Raw genomic sequence first — 16,166 nt, 5'->3', positions numbered from 1 at the left:
AAACCGTTGTCGCAGAAGGAGAGAACTGTGCGCGAGCAGACCTACACCGTGACCGGCATGACCTGTGAGCACTGCGTGCGTTCGGTCACCGAGGAGATCGGCGAAATCGACGGCGTCGACGGCGTCGTGGTGGACCTGCCGACCGGGAAGGTCACCGTGCGGGCGGCCGGGGAGATCACCGTCGCGGACGTGCGCGGTGCGGTCGAGGAAGCCGGGTACCAGCTGACCGCCTGAGCGGCGAGCGGGCCTGGCCCGCGGTGAGGACTGAGGACATGAACACTGCAGCGAAGCTCTCCGCCTACGGTGTGGCGCTTGCTCTGGTCGCCGGTGGCGGCTGGGGCATCGGCACCGCTGTCGGTCCCTTCTCCGGTTCTGCCGGGGTGCACGGCGGCGAGGACGCCGGGCACGGGGACGCTCACAGCGGCACTGTCGCGGAGGCCGCGAATCTCGACCTGCCGGGCGGGCTGGCGTCGTCACGGGGCGGTTACACCCTCACGCCCACCAGCACGACGCTCACCCCCGGCACGGCCAGCCCCTTTGCCTTCCGGATCATCGGCCCGGGCGGGGCGGCGGTGACCGCGTTCGACGTCGAGCACGAGAAACGCATGCACCTCATCGTGGTGCGCCGCGACACGGCGGGCTACCAGCACGTGCATCCGCAGCTCGGCCCTGATGGCACCTGGACGGTGCCGCTGTCGGTCAAGGACGCCGGGAGCTACCGCGCGTTCGCCGACTTCACCCCGTCCGGCGGAGAGGGCACGACCCTCGGCGTCGACCTGGTGGCGCCCGGTGACTTCCGGCCGGTACCGCATCCGCCATCGCGAGTGGCCACTGTGGACGGTTACCAGGTCAGCCTCGACGGCGACCTCGTTCCGGGCCGTTCGTCGAAGGTGACCGTGCGGGTCACGCGCAACGGCGCGGATGTCACCGACCTCCAGCCCTATCTCGGCGCGTACGGTCACCTCGTGGCATTGCGTGAAGGCGATCTGGCATACCTGCACGTACACCCCGACGGCGCTCCCGGCGACGGGAAGACCCCGGCCGGGCCTGCAGTGACGTTCTTTGCGGAGGTACCCTCGGCAGGTACCTATCGGCTGTTCTTGGACTTCCAGCACGCGGGCCGGGTACGCACTGCCGAATTCACCGCACCGGCAGGAGTGAGCGGGTCATGACCACCGAAACGGACCACGGCCGCACCGGTGAGGTCGAGCTGGCCATCACGGGCATGACGTGCGCGTCGTGCGCAATGCGGATCGAGCGGAAGCTGAACAAGCTCGACGGCGTCACCGCCACAGTGAACTACGCGACGGAGAAGGCGAAAGTCGTCTACACCGGCGAGGTAGCCCCGGAGCAGCTCGTCGAGCAGGTCGAAGCGGCCGGTTACGGCGCGACATTGCCCACGGCACCGAGCGAGGAAACCGCCGAGGAGGAGGACCCGACCCGCTCGCTGCGGCACCGGCTGATCGTGTCGGCGGTGCTGTCGGTGCCGGTGATCCTGCTGGCGATGGTGCCCGCGCTCCAGTTCACCTACTGGCAGTGGATCTCGCTGGTACTGGCTGCGCCGGTGATCGTGTGGGGCGCGCTGCCGTTCCACCGTGCGGCGTGGGCGAATCTGCGCCACGGCGCGGCCACCATGGACACTCTGATCTCGATGGGGACCATCGCGGCGTTCCTGTGGTCGCTGTACGCGCTGCTGTTCGGCACGGCGGGCGTGCCGGGGATGACGCACGCGTTCGAGCTCACGGTGCAGCGGATGTCCGGTGACGGCAACATCTACCTCGAAGTCGCCGCCGGGGTGACGACGTTCATCCTGGCCGGCCGGTACTTCGAGGCGAAGTCGAAGCGGCGGGCGGGTGCGGCGCTGCGGGCTCTGCTGGAGCTGGGGGCGAAGGACGTCGCGGTGCTCCGCGACGGCCGGGAAGAGCGGATTCCGGTCGACCGGCTGCAGGTCGGCGACCGGTTCGTCGTGCGGCCGGGCGAGAAGGTCGCCACCGACGGCGTGATCGAGGACGGCAGCTCGGCGGTCGACGCCAGCATGCTCACCGGCGAGAGTGTCCCGGTGGAGGTCGGACCCGGCGACGCGGTGGCCGGTGCCACGGTGAATGCCGGTGGACGGCTGGTCGTGCGGGCCACGCGCGTCGGCTCGGACACTCAGCTCGCGCAGATGGCGAAGCTCGTCGAGGACGCGCAGACCGGCAAGGCCGAGGTACAGCGGCTGGCGGACCGCGTGTCGGCGGTGTTCGTGCCGATCGTGATCGCGCTGGCGATCGGGACGCTCGCGTTCTGGCTCGGTGCGGGCGATCCGGTTTCGGCGGCGTTCACCGCGGCGGTGGCGGTGTTGATCATCGCCTGCCCGTGTGCGCTGGGGCTGGCGACGCCGACCGCGCTGCTGGTGGGTACCGGTCGCGGGGCGCAGCTGGGCATCCTGATCAAGGGCCCGGAAGTGCTGGAGTCGACGCGGCGTGTGGACACCGTCGTGCTGGACAAGACCGGCACGGTCACCAGCGGGCAGATGTCGCTGGTCGAGGTGCACACCGCGGACGGCGTCGAGGCGGACGACGTGCTGCGGCTGGCCGGTGCGCTGGAGGACGCGTCGGAACACCCGATCGCGAAGGCGATCGCCCGGGGCGCCCGGGATAAGGTCGGTGACCTTCCCGCGGTCGAGGACTTCGTGAACGTGGAAGGCCTTGGCGTGCAAGGGGTTGTCGACGGCGCGGCGGTGCTGGTGGGCCGCGGCGCGCTGCTGGAGCAGTGGAGCCAGCACCTGCCGGCGGAACTGGTTTCGGCCAAGGCCGAGGCCGAGCAACACGGCCGGACTGCGGTCGCGGTGGGCTGGGACGGCAAGGCGCGCGGGGTGCTGGTGGTCGCGGACACGGTGAAGCCCACCTCCGCCGAGGCGATCGACGGGTTGCGGGCGCTGGGACTGACGCCGGTGCTGCTGACCGGTGACAACGAGGCGGTCGCCCGCTCGGTGGCCGCGGAGGTCGGCATCGAGGAAGTGATCGCCGAGGTGCTGCCGAAGGACAAGGTCGACGTCGTGCGCCGGCTGCAGGACGACGGCAAGGTCGTGGCGATGGTCGGCGACGGGGTCAACGACGCCGCGGCGCTGGCGCAGGCCGATCTCGGGCTGGCGATGGGCACCGGCACGGACGCGGCGATCGAGGCCGCCGACCTGACCCTGGTCCGCGGCGACCTGCGAGCCGCGGTGGACGCGATCCGGTTGTCGCGGCGCACATTGCGGACGATCAAGGGCAACCTGTTCTGGGCGTTCGCATACAACGTGGCCGCACTCCCGCTGGCGGCGGCCGGCTTGCTGAACCCGATGATCGCGGGCGCGGCGATGGCGTTCAGTTCGGTGTTCGTGGTCAGCAACAGCCTCCGCCTGCGCGGTTTCCGCCCGGTCGGCTGAGCGCTGCCCTTGCCGAGGATGGTCCCGCCGATCCGGCGGGGCCATCCTCGCGTTCACCACGGCCGGGGGTGGCCGCTCAGGGTGCGGAAGCTTCTCGATCGCGGTTTCGTTGCCGTCGCCGCGCAGACCACTGGCGATGATCTTGAAGCCGGGGCCACGGTGGCCGTGCCCCCGGCTCCTTCACGGGTCAGCCCTGTGAGAGCAAGCCCTGCATCTCGGTGATTTCCGCCTGCTGCCCGTCGATGATCTTCTGCGCGAGCGCCTTGGCGTCGGCGTTGCTGCCCTTGGCCAGCTCGGTCTTGGCCATCTCGACCGCACCCTGGTGGTGCTTGATCATCAGGTCGAGCCACGCCTTGTCGAACTCGGCACCCTTCAGCCGGTCGAGCTTGGCCATGTCCGCATCGGACATCATGCCGGGCATCGAAGGGTCCATGCCCGGCAGGTGGTGGTCGCCCATGCCTGTAGTGGCGCCCCACCTGCTCAGCCAGCCCTGCATCTGCTGGATCTCCGGGTCCTGCGCCTGGTCGATCCGGGTCGCGAGGCCGGCGACCTTCGGGTCGGTGCTGCGCGAGGACACCATCTTCGCCATGTCGAGCGCCTGCTTGTGGTGCGGGATCATCTGCTGGGCGAAGGCGATGTCGTCGTTGTTGTGTCCGGCCGACTGCTGGGCCGACGGTGCGCCCATCTGCATCCCGGACGACGAGTCGCCGCCGGTGCACGCGCCGAGCGCGAGCGCCGAAACCACCGCGATCCCGCTGATGATCAGTGTTTTGCGCATGACAAATCCTTCTCTCGAAAAGTGAATGCCGAAAACGACCGGGGGACCAATCAGGTCCGGCCGGTCAGGTCCGCAGCACGCAGAGAGAAGTGAGGATCAGACGCCCACGTCTGTCCGGGGGCCGCCCAGGCGCAGGTAACCCGCGGGGACCGGCCGGGGTCGGATGCACACCGGCGGAGCGGCGGCGGAAACCCAGCAGTGCCAGCAACAATGCGCCGACCGCGTAAAGCACGGCCAGGCAGAGGTGCAGCATGGTGTGCCCGCCGTCCGGCATCCCGGGGTGCTCCCCGCCCGGGTCAGCCGCGGCCGTGGGTGCGGTGTGCGTGAGGTCTCCGATTGCGGCGATGGGAGCCATCGCATGCGAGGAGGCGCCGGGGAGACTGACGTGATGCATGACGGCAATGCACAGCGCCAGCGCACCCAGCAGAATGACCTGCCGGATGCCGCCGAGCCGGTTCGCCGTCATGCCCCAACCGTACTCAATGCCCGGCCGCCGAACCGCTTTGCGGGTGGCACCCAGCGGCTGGACCCTGCCGGAAGTCCCTTCACTCCGAGCTTGCGACGGCCGTGAAAGCTGCCTCGATCGTCAGCTCCTGGCCGGGGGTGTCTGCACTTCGGCGACACGGCCGTCCCTGAACTCGACCTGGGTGTCGCGGCCCTTCGGCACTCCCCGATAAAGCCAGTATTCGTGGTTGCCGATGTGGCCCGACAGGAGGATCGAACTCTCTTGCTGGCCAAGGTAATCCGCCAGAGAGATACTCGAATGTGGGGAACCGAGGAGCTGCCGAACCTCCTGCCGGGTCATCCCCACGCTGACGCCGCCCGGGGTGTCGTCACGCTCCTGGTCCAGGCTTGCCGATTCTTGACTTTCCAGCCTCTCAAGGAGTTCTTCCGCTGACCGCTCGTACGTCCGGAGTGAGATGCCCGTGCAATCCTCGTGGCCGACCCAACGCCGCTGGTTCCCCTCCGGATCGACCACCGACCGTTCCATTGGCGGTGGGTGGCCGAGCAGTTTCCTTGCTTCATCCTCGTTCATCGTGCTCGTCCACCCCGAGCCTTCAAGTGCCGGTTCTCCACATACAACGCACGGGGGCAATGACATGGTCAAAAGCTAACGCTCGTGCGCCGGGACCGGTCCCGATGTTTGCGGGGCAATGGGGTAAAGCCGCATTCGATTCGGTTGGTCGGCTGACCCACTTGAACACGGCAGACACTGGGTGCTGGGATGGTGGCTGCAGTGCATCGAGGCGCAGCTGGAGGTGGTCCTGATGCCGGTGCAGCCGGAACAGGAACGGGCCTCGGGGGCTGGGTGCTGGTGTTGCGGCACCGAATACCCGGAGGCCGAGCTGGTCCGGTTGGGCCGGCATCCGGAGGTCGGGGTGTGCCTGCAGTGCGCGCGGTGGTTGCAGCGTCGCGCAGTTCGGCGCTACGACGGGCAGCATCCCTCTCCGGCCGGGCGGCTGCGGGGCGGGATCCACGCGGTCCGTTCGGCGGTGATCCGGAAAGGGTGGCACCAGCGGGGCATGCTGGGCTCCGTGCTTCGCCTGATCGACCGGCATCTTCCCTGACCGGGCGCCGCGGATGAAGGGCAGCCGATCGAGACAACCGGAGGCCGTTACCCCGGTGGCGGCTCGGCGGTATGGCATGCGGTCGGGTCTCAGACCGTGGTGCGTCTCGCAGAACGCTCTGCCAAAGGCCGCACCCGACATCGACCCAACCGCCATCACCCGCAGAACCTCCTCGACACCCCGAGGTTCCCGCAAGGAACTGTCCCAGTCCAAGTCGCTGATCAATGCGACTCGCGGCCGACCTCCGAACCGCTCGAGCCGACGAGGAAGTCCAGATCCGCGCCGGTGTCGGCCTGCATGACGTGATCGATGTAGAGCCGCTCCCAGCCGCGTTTCGGTTGGGCGAACCCGGCGGTCGTGGTGGCGCTGGGGCGACGTTCGGCGAGCTGCTCGTCGCTGAGTTCGACGTCGATGCGGCGGGCCGTGACGTCGAGGTTGATGACGTCGCCCGTGCGCACGAGTGCGAGGGGGCCGCCGGCTGCTGCCTCGGGGGAGACGTGCAGGACGACGGTTCCGTAGGCGGTGCCGCTCATCCGGCCGTCGCAGATTCGCACCATGTCGCGTACGCCTTGTTCCAGCAGTTTCTTCGGAATGGGGATGTTCGCGACCTCGGGCATCCCGGGATAGCCCTGCGGTCCGCACCCGCGCAGCACCAGCACCGAGTCGGGGTCGACGTCCAGCTCCGGGTCGTCCAAGCGGGCGCGGAGGTCTTCGATCGAGTCGAAGACGACTGCTCGTCCTCGGTGCCGGAGCAGGTCCGGCGATGCTGCGGCCGGTTTGATGAGTGCGCCGTCCGGTGCCAGGTTGCCGCGCAGCACGGCGATGCCGCCGTGTGCCAGTAGCGGGGTGCGCCGGAGGCGGATCACCTCCGGGTCCCAGATGGGCGCATCGTCGAGGTGGTCGACGAGGGGCGTCCCGGTCACGGTCAGCGCGTCGGGGTCGAGCAGATCGCGGACCTCGCCGAGGACCGCACGCAGGCCGCCCGCTCGGTGGAAGTCCTCCATGAGGAACCGTCCGGCGGGCAGCAGGTCGACCAGGACGGGTACCTCGGAGCCGAGGCGATCGAAGTCGTCCAGCGTGAGTTCGATGCCGAGCCGGCCGGCGATCGCCAGCAGGTGCACCACGGCGTTGGTCGAGCCGCCGATCGCGGCCAGTGCGACGATCGCGTTCGCGAACGATCCCTTGGTGAGGAAGGTCGACGGCCGACGGTCGGCGGCGACCATCTCGACGGCGAGGCGGCCACTCGCGTGGGCTGCCTGTAGCAAACGGCTGTCCGGTGCCGGGGTTCCCGCCACGCCCGGAATGACGACCCCGAGAGCTTCGGCGACGAGCGCCATCGTCGAGGCGGTGCCCATCGTGTTGCAATGGCCCCGCGAGCGGATCATCGCCGACTCCGAGGCGACGAAGTCGTCCTGGGACATCGTGCCCGCACGGACTTCCTCGGACAGTCGCCACACGTGGGTCCCGCAACCGAGGGGCTCGCCGCGGAACGTTCCGTTGAGCATCGGGCCGCCCGGGACGACGACCGCAGGCAGGTCGACCGAGCCCGCTGCCATCAACAGGGACGGGATGGTCTTGTCGCATCCGCCCAGAAGGACGACGCCGTCGATCGGGTTGGCCCGCAGCATCTCCTCCGTGGCCATCGCGGCCATGTTCCGCCACAGCATCGCAGTCGGGCGAAGCAGGGGCTCGCCGAGCGATACGACCGGGAGCTCGAGGGGGATCCCGCCGGCTTCGTAGATGCCGTTCTTCACGGATGCCGCCACCTCGGACAGGTGCGAGTTGCACGGCGTCAGGTCCGACGCCGTGTTCGCGATCGCGATCTGTGGCCGATCGAAGGCATCTCCCGGCGTCCCGCGGCGCATCCAGGCTCGGTGGAGGTAGGAGTTGCGCTCGTTCCCTCGGTACCACTGCGCGCTGCGGAGGGGCCGGGTCGATTCGGTTGCCATGGAGCTCCTTTGTACGAGAACTGAAGTCGGCGGGGCGCTCACGGAATGATCTGCAGCGTGGTGCTGACCAAGGACGAGCCGGTCACCTCGGCATTCGCGAGGATCTCGACACCGCTCTCGGTGACCACGACCGTGTCTTCGATGTGATACCGCGCGTCCCCGGGCTCGAAGTGGCTGGGCTCGACGTTGATGAGCATCCCGGGCTCGAGGACATCGGTGGATTCGGCGCTGAGAGTGATGCCTTCGTGGATTTCCAGCCCGATGCCGTGCCCCACGAGCGCCCATGGGTGGACCAGGCCGGCCGAGCGGCGGAACGCCGCCTCGTTGAGAGCCCAGACCTCGGCCGCCGGCATGCCTGGCTGCAGCGAGTCGAGGAGGTGGTGCTGGATGTCGGCCAGGCGCGCGTAGATCGATGCCTGCGCGGGGGTCGGCTTGACGACGGAGGCGTTGCGGGCGAAGTCGGTGCGGTAGCCGCAGAAAATCCCGCCGTAGTCGACATGGACCACCTCGCCCTCCCGAAGGGGGTTCTCCAGCGAGGCGGCCATCCCAACGGTCGAGTGGGGCCCCGACTGCATCTGGCAGTGGGAGGTCCAGTCGGCGCCTAGTTCGAGACCGGCGGCCTGGATTCGGGCGGCGACCGTCTTTTCGGTGTCGCCGGCCCGGGATTCGGCCCATCCGCGACGTACGGCCGCCTGGGTGCAGCGCATGGCGGCCCGGTAGAGCTCGATCTCGCCCGGGGTCTTGACTCGCCGGACGCGGTCGAAGACCGGACGCGCGTCTCCCCAGGAGGCGCGAGGGGCGCGGGCACGCAGTGGCTCCACCGTCTCGGGACGCAACGGCCCCTCGATCCCGATCCGTGAACCGGCCAGCCCGAGATCGTCGATCGCTTCCGCGAGCAGTCCGAGGAAGGTCCCGTCGATGTCGTCGTTGTGGCGGAATGGCCGCACGTCCTCGATCCAGGTGGTCTCCTTGAAGCACATCGCGTAGTCCTCGGCCGAGATGAGGATTTGCGCGCCGTCGGCGCGGGTGAGCACCGCGTCGGGGGTCTCCTCGCCCTTGGTGAACACGCCCCCGGTGTAGCTGACGTTCATCCCGCTGAGTGCCACCACGGCATCGAAGCCGTCGTCGGCCATCGCCCCCTGGAAGCGCTCTCGATCGAAGAGATGCGAACGGTCGCGGCGGGCCCGGTCGAAGATCTGGCGGCTCTGGACGCTGTCGTCGGCGGTCATGAGCCACACTGTAGTTTCTTTCGTTCGACCGATACAATAGGGTGTGCGGAAACAGGCTACAGAGGAGGCATCGGTGCAGACGTTGTCGGCGCCACGATTCCTGGTGACCCGGGCAGTCCCCGGTCCCGGTATCGCACTGCTGGAGGCCGCCGGACCGACCACGGTACTGGAAACTCCGCCGTCGTATTCCGAGCTCAGTGATCTCTGCGCGTCCGGCGGCTTCGAGGTCGTCCTCACTCAGGCGGCCGACCGGATCGACGAGGAGCTGCTGGCGCGGGCGGCACTGCGGGGCGTGTCCAACTACGCCGTCGGCTGCGACAACATCGACGTCGCGGCAGCCGCCCGGCGCGGTATCCGGGTCGGAAACACGCCTGGCGTGCTGACCGACCCCACGGCGGACATCGCGCTCCTTCTCATGCTGGCCACGGCGCGGCGCTGTCTGGAGGGCGACCAATTGGTGCGCAGCGGCGGCTTCGCCGGGGTGAAACCGGACCTGCTGCTCGGGTCTGACGTGTCGGGCCGCACGCTCGGCCTGGTCGGCTGGGGGAGGATCGCGCGGGCGGTCGCGCGGCGCGCTTTCGGGTTCGGGATGCGGGTGTGCTTCACGACGGTGCACGACGGCAACCGTTCACGCAGCCCCGAGGAGCGCACGGTCGCCGGCGGCGAGGCAATCCAGGTCGGCCTCGACACGCTGCTCGCCGACAGCCACTTCGTGTCGTTGCACGTGCCACTGTCGCCCCAGACGCGCCACCTGATCGACCGCAACGCCCTGGCCGCGATGCGCCCGGATGCGATCGTGATCAACACCGCGCGCGGTCCGATCGTCGACGAGGTGGCACTCGTCGACGGGCTGCGCACCGGCGCCATCGCGGGCGCCGGGCTGGACGTCTACGAGCTGGAGCCCGCGCTCGCGCCCGGCCTGGCCGACCTGGCCAACGTCGTGTTGCTGCCGCATCTCGGCAGCGCGACCCGATCGGTGCGCGGTGAGATGTCCCGGCTCGCGGCGCTCAATGCGCTCGCGATGGCCGCGGGCAAGCCACCGCCGCACGAGGTGCTGCCGCCGGTCGTGGTGCGATGACGATGGTCGTTGCACCAGGCAGTGCTCGCCGCCGGGCCGGCCCGCACTGGGGTATCTTTCAAGCGAACGAACTCACAGTAGGGGGTTGAGCGTGTCGTCAGCATCGCAGGGGCGCGCTCCTGCCGAGCCCCGCCGCCCCGGTCGTCCGCGCAAACGTCCCATGCCGGCAGGGGCCTCGGCGAGGGAGCAGATCCTCGACGCAGCGGCTGCGCTGTTCGCGAGGCAGGGCTTCAGTGCGACGACCACGCGTCAGATCGCCGAGGCGGCGGGTCTGGAGCAGGGGTCGATGTTCCACTACTTCCCCCGGAAGCTGGACATCCTCGGCACGCTGCTCGACATGAGCCTGCCCGCGGTGGAACATGTCGCCTGGCTCGACGGCGTGGATCTCCCGGCGAGCGAGAAGCTCTACCTGCTTTGCTACCGGGACACGGCCGCGATGTGCGCAGAGGAGCACAATCTGTCGGCTCTGCTGAACCTCCCCGAGGCCAAGCCGCCGAACTTCGAGGCTTTCTGGGCCGAGGAGAAGAAGCTGCGCGCGGCCTACTCCCGCTACATCGCCGAGGGGCTGGCCGATGGGTCCTTCGGGGGAATGACACTCGCGCTCGCGACCGAGATGGTCATCGCGATGGTCGAGAGCCCCATGCAGTGGTTCCGCAGCGGGCGCGACGATGCCGCGGAGACTGCGACCGCCGTGGCCTCCGCCGCGTTGCGGCTCCTCCTCGCCGATCGCGGCGATCTCGACGACACCGTCGCTCGTGCCCTCGATCACCTGGCGCTCGCGCCGAGCCCCGCCGCGACCGGCGACTGAGCCTCCTGGCCTCTCCTCCTTCTTGCGGCCCACGCGGTGGCGCGCGATGCCCGGAGCTCGGCGCGATCATGCGCCGCGGCGGATCCGGCGCACCAGCGCGTGGGCCGTCGTCGCCACCCACACCACCTCGAGCAGCATGAAGCCCCATTGCCGGGCGCTGGCCGCGGCCGTGCACAGCGCGATTGCGCCGCAGGTGTTGAGCAGCAGGTACGCGTAGGAGTTCGGACCGATCCGGCCGCGCTGCACGAGCGTGAAGCCGGTCAGGATCGCGATCGAGCCGAGCACCTGCACTACTTGCACCGCCAGCTCCATCGCCTTCTCCTGCCTGCGGAAGCCATGACTCGATCAAAAATATCGATCGATTGAAAGAATACATGCTACGGTCGGTCCGCCGGATGTTTCGGCGGCCCGCCGGGCCGCTCCTCCCGGCCCCATGCATCAGCGGACGACGGAGGACCCACCGTGAGCGCACCATCCATGTCCGGGCCGATCGGATTCGGCGTCGTCGCTGTCGGCGGGATGGGCGCGGTGCATGCGCGCAACCTCGCCCATCGCGTGCCCGGGGCGCATCTCGTTGCGGTCACCGACATCGACGCCGGCCGGGCCAAGCGCGTTGCTGACGAGCTCGGAGCGGTCGCGTGTGCGTCGTACGCCGATGTCCTTGCCCGGCCCGACGTCGACGCCGTCGTCGTCGCGACCCCGACGGCGCTGCACGGCGAGCAAACGATCGCCGCCGTGCACGCCGGCAAGCACGTGCTGTGCGAGAAGCCGATGACGGCCGATCTCGCCGAGGCAGACCGGGTGGTGGCCGCGGTCGAGGAGAGCGGCGTCGTGGTCCGGGTGGGCTTCCAGCGGCGTCACGACGCGGACTGGTGCCATGGGGCGGCGCTGGTACGCGACGGACGCGTGGGCGCGCCTCGCCTGTACTTCGCCTCGTTTCGCGAGCGCGAGCTCTTCGACGGCGACGCACTGCGCGACCTGCTGATTCACGGGAACATCCACGATCTCGACGCCGCGCGCTGGCTGCTCGGGGAGATCGACGAGATCTCCGTCGTCGGGCAGGCCATCAACGGTGGTTCGGTCGCCGAGGGCGCGCCGGCGGAGAACCTGATCACCTCCTTGCGCTTCGCAAGCGGGGCCCTGGGCGTGATCGACAACGGCACCAATGCCCGCTTCGGCTTCGAGTGCCGCGCGGAGGTGATCGGTTCCGAGGCGACGCTCCGGATCGGCGACAGCCAAGGACCCGCCGTGACCGAACTGCGGGCGGGCGCGATGACGCAGAAGCTTCCGGCTGACGCGGCCGAGCGGTTCGATACGGCCTACGTCGCCCTCCTCGCCGACCTGTGTGCCGCCATCCGCGGCGAACCCGAGGCCGGCTCGATGGGCGCGACCGCGGCCGAGGGGCGGGCCGCGCTGGTGCTTGCCCTGGCAGCCGAACGGTCGCTTATCGAGGGCCGGCCGGTGCGCCTCGAACACGGCGGCGAGCCTGCCGCCGTCGCCTACCAGATGGCCAACTGATCCAACCGCTAGTTCAAACCAACAGAGGAGAAAAGCCATGTCTGCACCACTTCCCTTGCGCCGCTCCGTCGCCGCGGGCAACCTCGTCGCCCTCTCCGGGCAGATCGGCGCCGTCGACGGCACCCTGGTCGAGGGGGGCGTCGCCGCACAGACTCGCCAGGCACTAGCGAACCTCGTGGCCCAGCTCGCCGAGCACGGACTCACCGCCGCGGATGTCATCAAGACCAACGTCTTCCTGGTGTCGATGGACGACTTCGCGGCAATGAATGCGGAGTACGCACTCGTCTTCACCCAGGACTTCCCGGCGCGCAGCGCGGTCGCCGTTCGCGAGCTCCCCTTCGGCGCCTCCGTCGAGATCGAGGGATGGGCCTACCGCGGGGAGTGAGGTCGAGTCTCGACTTTCTATCGACCGAAAGATATTATCGAGCGATGAGGGACGAACCGATGAGCACGAGTGACCCGCGGTCCTTCGCGGTCCGCTGTGGTGCGCTGTTCGACGGCACCGGGGCCGACGTCGGCTACGACCAGGTCGTGATCGTGCGCGACGGGCTGTTTGCGAGCGGACCCGTGGATCCCGATCTCCCGGTCGTCGATCTCTCCGGCTGCTTCGTGCTGCCCGGCCTGGTCGATGCCCATTCCCACCTGAGCACCTATCCGATCCTGCGTGACGAGTGGCCTCGCGAACCCGGGCTGGTCGAACGGGCGCTCTCGGTGCCCGGCAACCTCCGCACGGCATTGCGGTCCGGCACGACGACCATGCGGGTGATGGGCGAGCCCGGCGGGGTGGATGTCCACGCACGCACGGCTTTGTCGAAGGGGGAGCTCGATGGACCGAGGCTGGTCGTCGCGGGGCAGGCGATCACCGCGGAGGGATGCCGGTCAGCTGACGCGCCAGACGAGGTGGCCGGCGTACGGCGGATCGCGAGCGACAACTTCGAACGGCAGGTGGATTTCCTCAAGATCCATCTGACCGAGGGCGCCGAGGGTGGTCGCGATCAGCTGTTCTCGGCCGAGGCCGTTGCCGCGGCTGTAGACGAAGCGCGCCGTCACGGGTCTTATGTCGCTGCACACGGTCACGGCGGCCCGGCCATCCGCACGGCCATCGACGCCGGGGTGCGCAGCATCGAGCACGGCTTCGAGCTGTCCGACGCCGATATCGCGGCGATGTCGGCGGCCGGGACCTGGCTGGTCTCGACGTTGGCGTTCGATTTCGAGCCGTCCGGGCTGGAGAGCGTCATCGACCGGCTCGGGCCGGACCACGGGATCGGCGAACTCCGCGAGGCGCGGCACGGGATCGCCCGGCGGATGAGCGCCGCGATCGATGCCGGGGTGCGCATCGCACTGGGTACCAACCACCTGCCCGGAGCGATGGCGGCCGAGATCCGGCTCGCCGTCGACTGCGGTATGTCCGTCGCTGCGGCTCTCGTTGCGGCAACTTCCGGCGGTGCCGAGCTGCTCGGGATGACCGGCAGCGTGGGCTCGATCCAGCCGGGCTGCCGGGCCGACCTGGTCGCCCTGCGCGGCGACCCCTTCGCCGACCTGACGGCCCTCGACGACGTCGTGATGGTCATGAAGGACGGCGTGGAGTGCGTGCGAAAGCACGGTGCGCAATGAGTGCAACCAGAAATGCGCGGCCGATGCGGGTGCGCGCGATGACGTGGGAGGCCGAGGGGGTGCTGTCGGTCGAGCTGGTGCCGATCGACGGCGGCTCCTTGGCCCGCCCCGAGCCGGGCGCGCACGTCGACCTGGTGCTCCGGGACGACCTCATCCGGCAGTACTCGCTGTGCGGCGACGTCTCCGACCCGACACGCTGGCGGGTCGCCGTCCTGCTGGAGCGAGACGGTCGCGGAGGATCCGCCTACGTCCACGAGCAGCTCCGGGTCGGCGCCGTGATCGACGTCGTCGGGCCCCGCAACAACTTCGCCCTCCTGCCTGCCGAGGAGTACCTGTTCGTCGCCGGCGGCATCGGCATCACGCCGCTGCTGCCGATGATCCGGGCCGCCGCGGCGCAGGATGCCCGCTGGAGACTGCTGTACGGCGGTCGCCGCCGCGCGTCGATGGCCTTCCTCGACGAGCTTGCGGCGTACGCCGGCCACGTCACCATCGCCCCCCAGGACGAGGTGGGCCTGCTCGACCTCGCCACCGCGCTGCGGGCAGCGGGCGACGATGCGCGGATCTACTGCTGTGGGCCGGAGCCCCTGCTCGCCGCGGTGGAGAAGGAGTGCGCCGAACTCGGCCGGCCCGCGCCGTACGTCGAACGGTTCGCCGCTCGCGGGGATGCCTCGGGCGCGGCGCACCACGACGGCGACAGCGCCTTCGAGGTGGAGCTCGTCGACAGTGCCCGTCGCCTGGTCGTTCCGGCCGATCAGACCATCGTCTCAGTGCTGGAAGACGCGGGGATCTACATCCCGACCTCGTGTGCGGAGGGCTACTGCGGCACCTGCGAGACCGAGGTGGTGGCCGGCCTCCCGGACCACCGCGACGACTACCTGAGCGACGAAGAGCGGGCGGCGAACGACCGGATGATGGTCTGCGTCGGCCGCAGCAAATGCCCTGTTCTTTCGCTCCGGCTCTGAGCCGGGGCGCCCGCCGACCCGAAGGATCACCATGCGCGCCATCGACGCGATCAAGCTCGACGATCCGTCCTTCCTGCTGCCCAGCCCCCATGCCGAGATGGCTGCCCTGCGCCGCGAGGCCCCGGTGGCTTACGACGCCCGCACGGACGCGTGGGTCGTTTCCAGCTATGAAAGCGTTTCGTTCGCGCTGCGGCACCCGGAGATCTTCGTTTCCGGCCGGGGCGTCTCGGTGCAGGAGCGCAAGCTCGGCACCGACGGCCCGGTCCACGGCGGCGACTTCATGCTGGCGACTGACGCTCCCCGCCACACCGAGCTGCGCGCAGCGGCCCAGCCCGGCTACGTCCAGCCCCGCATCCGCGCGTGGGAAGACCGCTTGCGGGCCCGGATCGTCGCCGCGATCGACGCGCTCCCGGCCGGCGAGGTGCTCGACGCGCACACTCGCATCGCCAAGACGCTGGCCATCGCATCGGTGTGCGACTACCTCGGTATCCCCGAACATGATGTGCCGTGGGTCGACGAGCTCACCTCGGTCTGGAGCCCGGAGCACACGCAATGGTCCGGCGTGAGCGTCACTGACTACCCGGAAGGAACGCTGGAGCGCTACTTCGCGGTCCTTCTCGAGGAACGGGCGGCCGCACCCGCCGACGACGTGCTCACGATCATCGCCGGTGGCCGCGGCGCCTCCCTGTCACTGCGCGCCAAGCTGATGTTGTGCATCGACCTCGTGGTCGCCGGCAACGAGCCCTTGGCGGCGGGTATCTCGGGAGGTCTCCACGCACTGGCGGAGCACCCTGACGCGTTCGCCCGGCTGCAGCGCGAGCCGGAGCTGATCCCGACCGCCGTCAACGAGCTGCTGCGCAGGGTGACCCCCATCCCGTACATGTGCCGGACCACGGCCTCCGACGTCGAGCTCGAGGGCCAGCTCATCCCGGCCGGCTCCTTCGTCTACCTGCTCTACTCCTCGGCCAACCACGACGAGGACGTATGGGGCAAGCCCTACGAGCTCGACGTGGCCCGGAGTGATGCGGGCAAGCTGCTGTCGTTCGGCCGCGGGGCCCACACCTGCATCGGTGCTCCGCTCGTCCGCCTGGTCTACCGGATCCTGCTGGAGCAGCTGACCTCGCGCTTCGCCGCCCTCGAGATGGGCGGAGACGTCCGCATCGTCACCGGGGTGCACATGCCGCACCTCGGCTTCCTCCCGCTCGTGCTCGTCCCCGCATCCCCGGCCCACCGCGACACGCCCTAGGAAAGGT

17 protein-coding genes are annotated in these 16,166 nt (G+C 69.5%); 11 read left to right on the top strand and 6 right to left on the bottom strand.

Translation table 11 applies throughout. From position 1 onward, the window contains the following. Positions 1-27: 27 nt before the first annotated feature. The 3 genes from OO71_RS05600 to OO71_RS05590 are packed head-to-tail and all read left to right on the top strand — an operon-like array spanning position 28 to position 3,409. Complete coding sequence (locus OO71_RS05600; protein WP_033288539.1) at positions 28-234, top strand: heavy-metal-associated domain-containing protein; 207 nt, start codon at positions 28-30, stop codon at positions 232-234. Between the two features lie 38 nt (positions 235-272). Continuing rightward, positions 273-1,172 (top strand): hypothetical protein, encoded by a 900-nt coding sequence (locus tag OO71_RS05595; RefSeq protein WP_033288538.1) that lies wholly within the window; start codon positions 273-275, stop codon positions 1,170-1,172. After that, on the top strand, positions 1,169-3,409 hold the full coding sequence (locus tag OO71_RS05590; protein ID WP_033288537.1) for a heavy metal translocating P-type ATPase: 2,241 nt from the start codon (positions 1,169-1,171) through the stop codon (positions 3,407-3,409). The genes OO71_RS05595 and OO71_RS05590 overlap by 4 nt, the downstream gene beginning before the upstream one ends. A 187-nt stretch (positions 3,410-3,596) precedes the next feature. Here OO71_RS05590 and OO71_RS05585 read toward each other — a convergent pair whose 3' ends face one another. The 3 genes from OO71_RS05585 to OO71_RS05575 form a co-directional block, all read right to left on the bottom strand. Next, entirely contained in the window at positions 3,597-4,187 is a 591-nt protein-coding gene (locus tag OO71_RS05585) for a DUF305 domain-containing protein (RefSeq protein ID WP_033288536.1), read from the bottom strand. Between the two features lie 64 nt (positions 4,188-4,251). Then, complete coding sequence (locus tag OO71_RS05580) at positions 4,252-4,653, bottom strand: hypothetical protein (protein ID WP_033288535.1); 402 nt, start codon at positions 4,651-4,653, stop codon at positions 4,252-4,254. 120 nt (positions 4,654-4,773) lie between these two features. After that, on the bottom strand, positions 4,774-5,223 hold the full coding sequence (locus OO71_RS05575; RefSeq protein WP_156096185.1) for an outer membrane protein assembly factor BamE: 450 nt from the start codon (positions 5,221-5,223) through the stop codon (positions 4,774-4,776). Between the two features lie 181 nt (positions 5,224-5,404). Between OO71_RS05575 and OO71_RS05570 the strand changes: the two genes are divergently transcribed. Further along, positions 5,405-5,755 (top strand): hypothetical protein, encoded by a 351-nt coding sequence (locus OO71_RS05570; RefSeq protein WP_245633574.1) that lies wholly within the window; start codon positions 5,405-5,407, stop codon positions 5,753-5,755. A 221-nt stretch (positions 5,756-5,976) separates the two neighbouring features. Here the strand turns inward: OO71_RS05570 and OO71_RS05565 are convergent, their stop codons facing one another. After that, on the bottom strand, positions 5,977-7,704 hold the full coding sequence (locus tag OO71_RS05565) for an IlvD/Edd family dehydratase (protein WP_033288533.1): 1,728 nt from the start codon (positions 7,702-7,704) through the stop codon (positions 5,977-5,979). Between the two features lie 38 nt (positions 7,705-7,742). Continuing rightward, complete coding sequence (locus OO71_RS05560; protein ID WP_033288532.1) at positions 7,743-8,933, bottom strand: M24 family metallopeptidase; 1,191 nt, start codon at positions 8,931-8,933, stop codon at positions 7,743-7,745. Between the two features lie 73 nt (positions 8,934-9,006). Between OO71_RS05560 and OO71_RS05555 the strand changes: the two genes are divergently transcribed. Next, positions 9,007-10,011 carry a 2-hydroxyacid dehydrogenase gene (locus OO71_RS05555; RefSeq protein WP_245633573.1) on the top strand — a complete coding sequence of 335 codons (1,005 nt, stop codon included), beginning with the start codon at positions 9,007-9,009 and terminating at the stop codon, positions 10,009-10,011. Positions 10,012-10,171: 160 nt separating this feature from the next. Next, complete coding sequence (locus OO71_RS05550) at positions 10,172-10,819, top strand: TetR/AcrR family transcriptional regulator (RefSeq protein ID WP_051791037.1); 648 nt, start codon at positions 10,172-10,174, stop codon at positions 10,817-10,819. 66 nt (positions 10,820-10,885) lie between these two features. Here the strand turns inward: OO71_RS05550 and OO71_RS05545 are convergent, their stop codons facing one another. Beyond that, a complete protein-coding gene (locus OO71_RS05545) occupies positions 10,886-11,131 on the bottom strand; it encodes a CBU_0592 family membrane protein (protein ID WP_051791036.1) in 246 nt (81 codons plus the stop codon). 165 nt (positions 11,132-11,296) lie between these two features. Between OO71_RS05545 and OO71_RS05540 the strand changes: the two genes are divergently transcribed. Genes OO71_RS05540 through OO71_RS05520 form a run of 5 tightly spaced genes read left to right on the top strand, consistent with a single transcriptional unit; the run spans position 11,297 to position 16,159 of the window. Further along, positions 11,297-12,337: a Gfo/Idh/MocA family oxidoreductase gene (locus tag OO71_RS05540; protein WP_033288531.1), complete on the top strand. Its 1,041-nt coding sequence runs from the start codon at positions 11,297-11,299 to the stop codon at positions 12,335-12,337. Positions 12,338-12,374: 37 nt separating this feature from the next. After that, positions 12,375-12,722 carry a RidA family protein gene (locus OO71_RS05535; protein WP_033288530.1) on the top strand — a complete coding sequence of 116 codons (348 nt, stop codon included), beginning with the start codon at positions 12,375-12,377 and terminating at the stop codon, positions 12,720-12,722. A 44-nt stretch (positions 12,723-12,766) separates the two neighbouring features. After that, entirely contained in the window at positions 12,767-13,951 is a 1,185-nt protein-coding gene (locus OO71_RS05530) for an amidohydrolase family protein (RefSeq protein ID WP_162186030.1), read from the top strand. Beyond that, the gene (locus OO71_RS05525; protein ID WP_033288528.1) at positions 13,948-14,913 is read left to right on the top strand and encodes a PDR/VanB family oxidoreductase; all 966 of its coding nucleotides are present in this window, start codon (positions 13,948-13,950) and stop codon (positions 14,911-14,913) included. The genes OO71_RS05530 and OO71_RS05525 overlap by 4 nt, the downstream gene beginning before the upstream one ends. A 31-nt stretch (positions 14,914-14,944) precedes the next feature. Further along, on the top strand, positions 14,945-16,159 hold the full coding sequence (locus OO71_RS05520) for a cytochrome P450 (protein ID WP_033288527.1): 1,215 nt from the start codon (positions 14,945-14,947) through the stop codon (positions 16,157-16,159). Positions 16,160-16,166 lie beyond the last annotated feature (7 nt).

The sequence above is a fragment of the Amycolatopsis jejuensis genome, from assembly GCF_000717335.1.
Classification (GTDB): domain Bacteria; phylum Actinomycetota; class Actinomycetes; order Mycobacteriales; family Pseudonocardiaceae; genus Amycolatopsis; species Amycolatopsis jejuensis.
Note: the sequence above shows the minus strand (reverse complement) of the source record. Positions and strands in the feature narration are given on the sequence as shown.

Coding starts and splice junctions, on each gene's coding strand:
- OO71_RS05595 (WP_033288538.1), top strand. CDS start 273: ATGAACACTGCAGCGAAGCTCTCCGCCTACGGTGTGGCGCTTGCTCTG.
- OO71_RS05590 (WP_033288537.1), top strand. CDS start 1,169: ATGACCACCGAAACGGACCACGGCCGCACCGGTGAGGTCGAGCTGGCC.
- OO71_RS05585 (WP_033288536.1), bottom strand. CDS start 4,187: ATGCGCAAAACACTGATCATCAGCGGGATCGCGGTGGTTTCGGCGCTC.
- OO71_RS05580 (WP_033288535.1), bottom strand. CDS start 4,653: ATGACGGCGAACCGGCTCGGCGGCATCCGGCAGGTCATTCTGCTGGGT.
- OO71_RS05575 (WP_156096185.1), bottom strand. CDS start 5,223: ATGAACGAGGATGAAGCAAGGAAACTGCTCGGCCACCCACCGCCAATG.
- OO71_RS05565 (WP_033288533.1), bottom strand. CDS start 7,704: ATGGCAACCGAATCGACCCGGCCCCTCCGCAGCGCGCAGTGGTACCGA.
- OO71_RS05560 (WP_033288532.1), bottom strand. CDS start 8,933: ATGACCGCCGACGACAGCGTCCAGAGCCGCCAGATCTTCGACCGGGCC.
- OO71_RS05550 (WP_051791037.1), top strand. CDS start 10,172: ATGCCGGCAGGGGCCTCGGCGAGGGAGCAGATCCTCGACGCAGCGGCT.
- OO71_RS05545 (WP_051791036.1), bottom strand. CDS start 11,131: ATGGAGCTGGCGGTGCAAGTAGTGCAGGTGCTCGGCTCGATCGCGATC.
- OO71_RS05540 (WP_033288531.1), top strand. CDS start 11,297: ATGTCCGGGCCGATCGGATTCGGCGTCGTCGCTGTCGGCGGGATGGGC.
- OO71_RS05535 (WP_033288530.1), top strand. CDS start 12,375: ATGTCTGCACCACTTCCCTTGCGCCGCTCCGTCGCCGCGGGCAACCTC.
- OO71_RS05530 (WP_162186030.1), top strand. CDS start 12,767: ATGAGGGACGAACCGATGAGCACGAGTGACCCGCGGTCCTTCGCGGTC.
- OO71_RS05525 (WP_033288528.1), top strand. CDS start 13,948: ATGAGTGCAACCAGAAATGCGCGGCCGATGCGGGTGCGCGCGATGACG.
- OO71_RS05520 (WP_033288527.1), top strand. CDS start 14,945: ATGCGCGCCATCGACGCGATCAAGCTCGACGATCCGTCCTTCCTGCTG.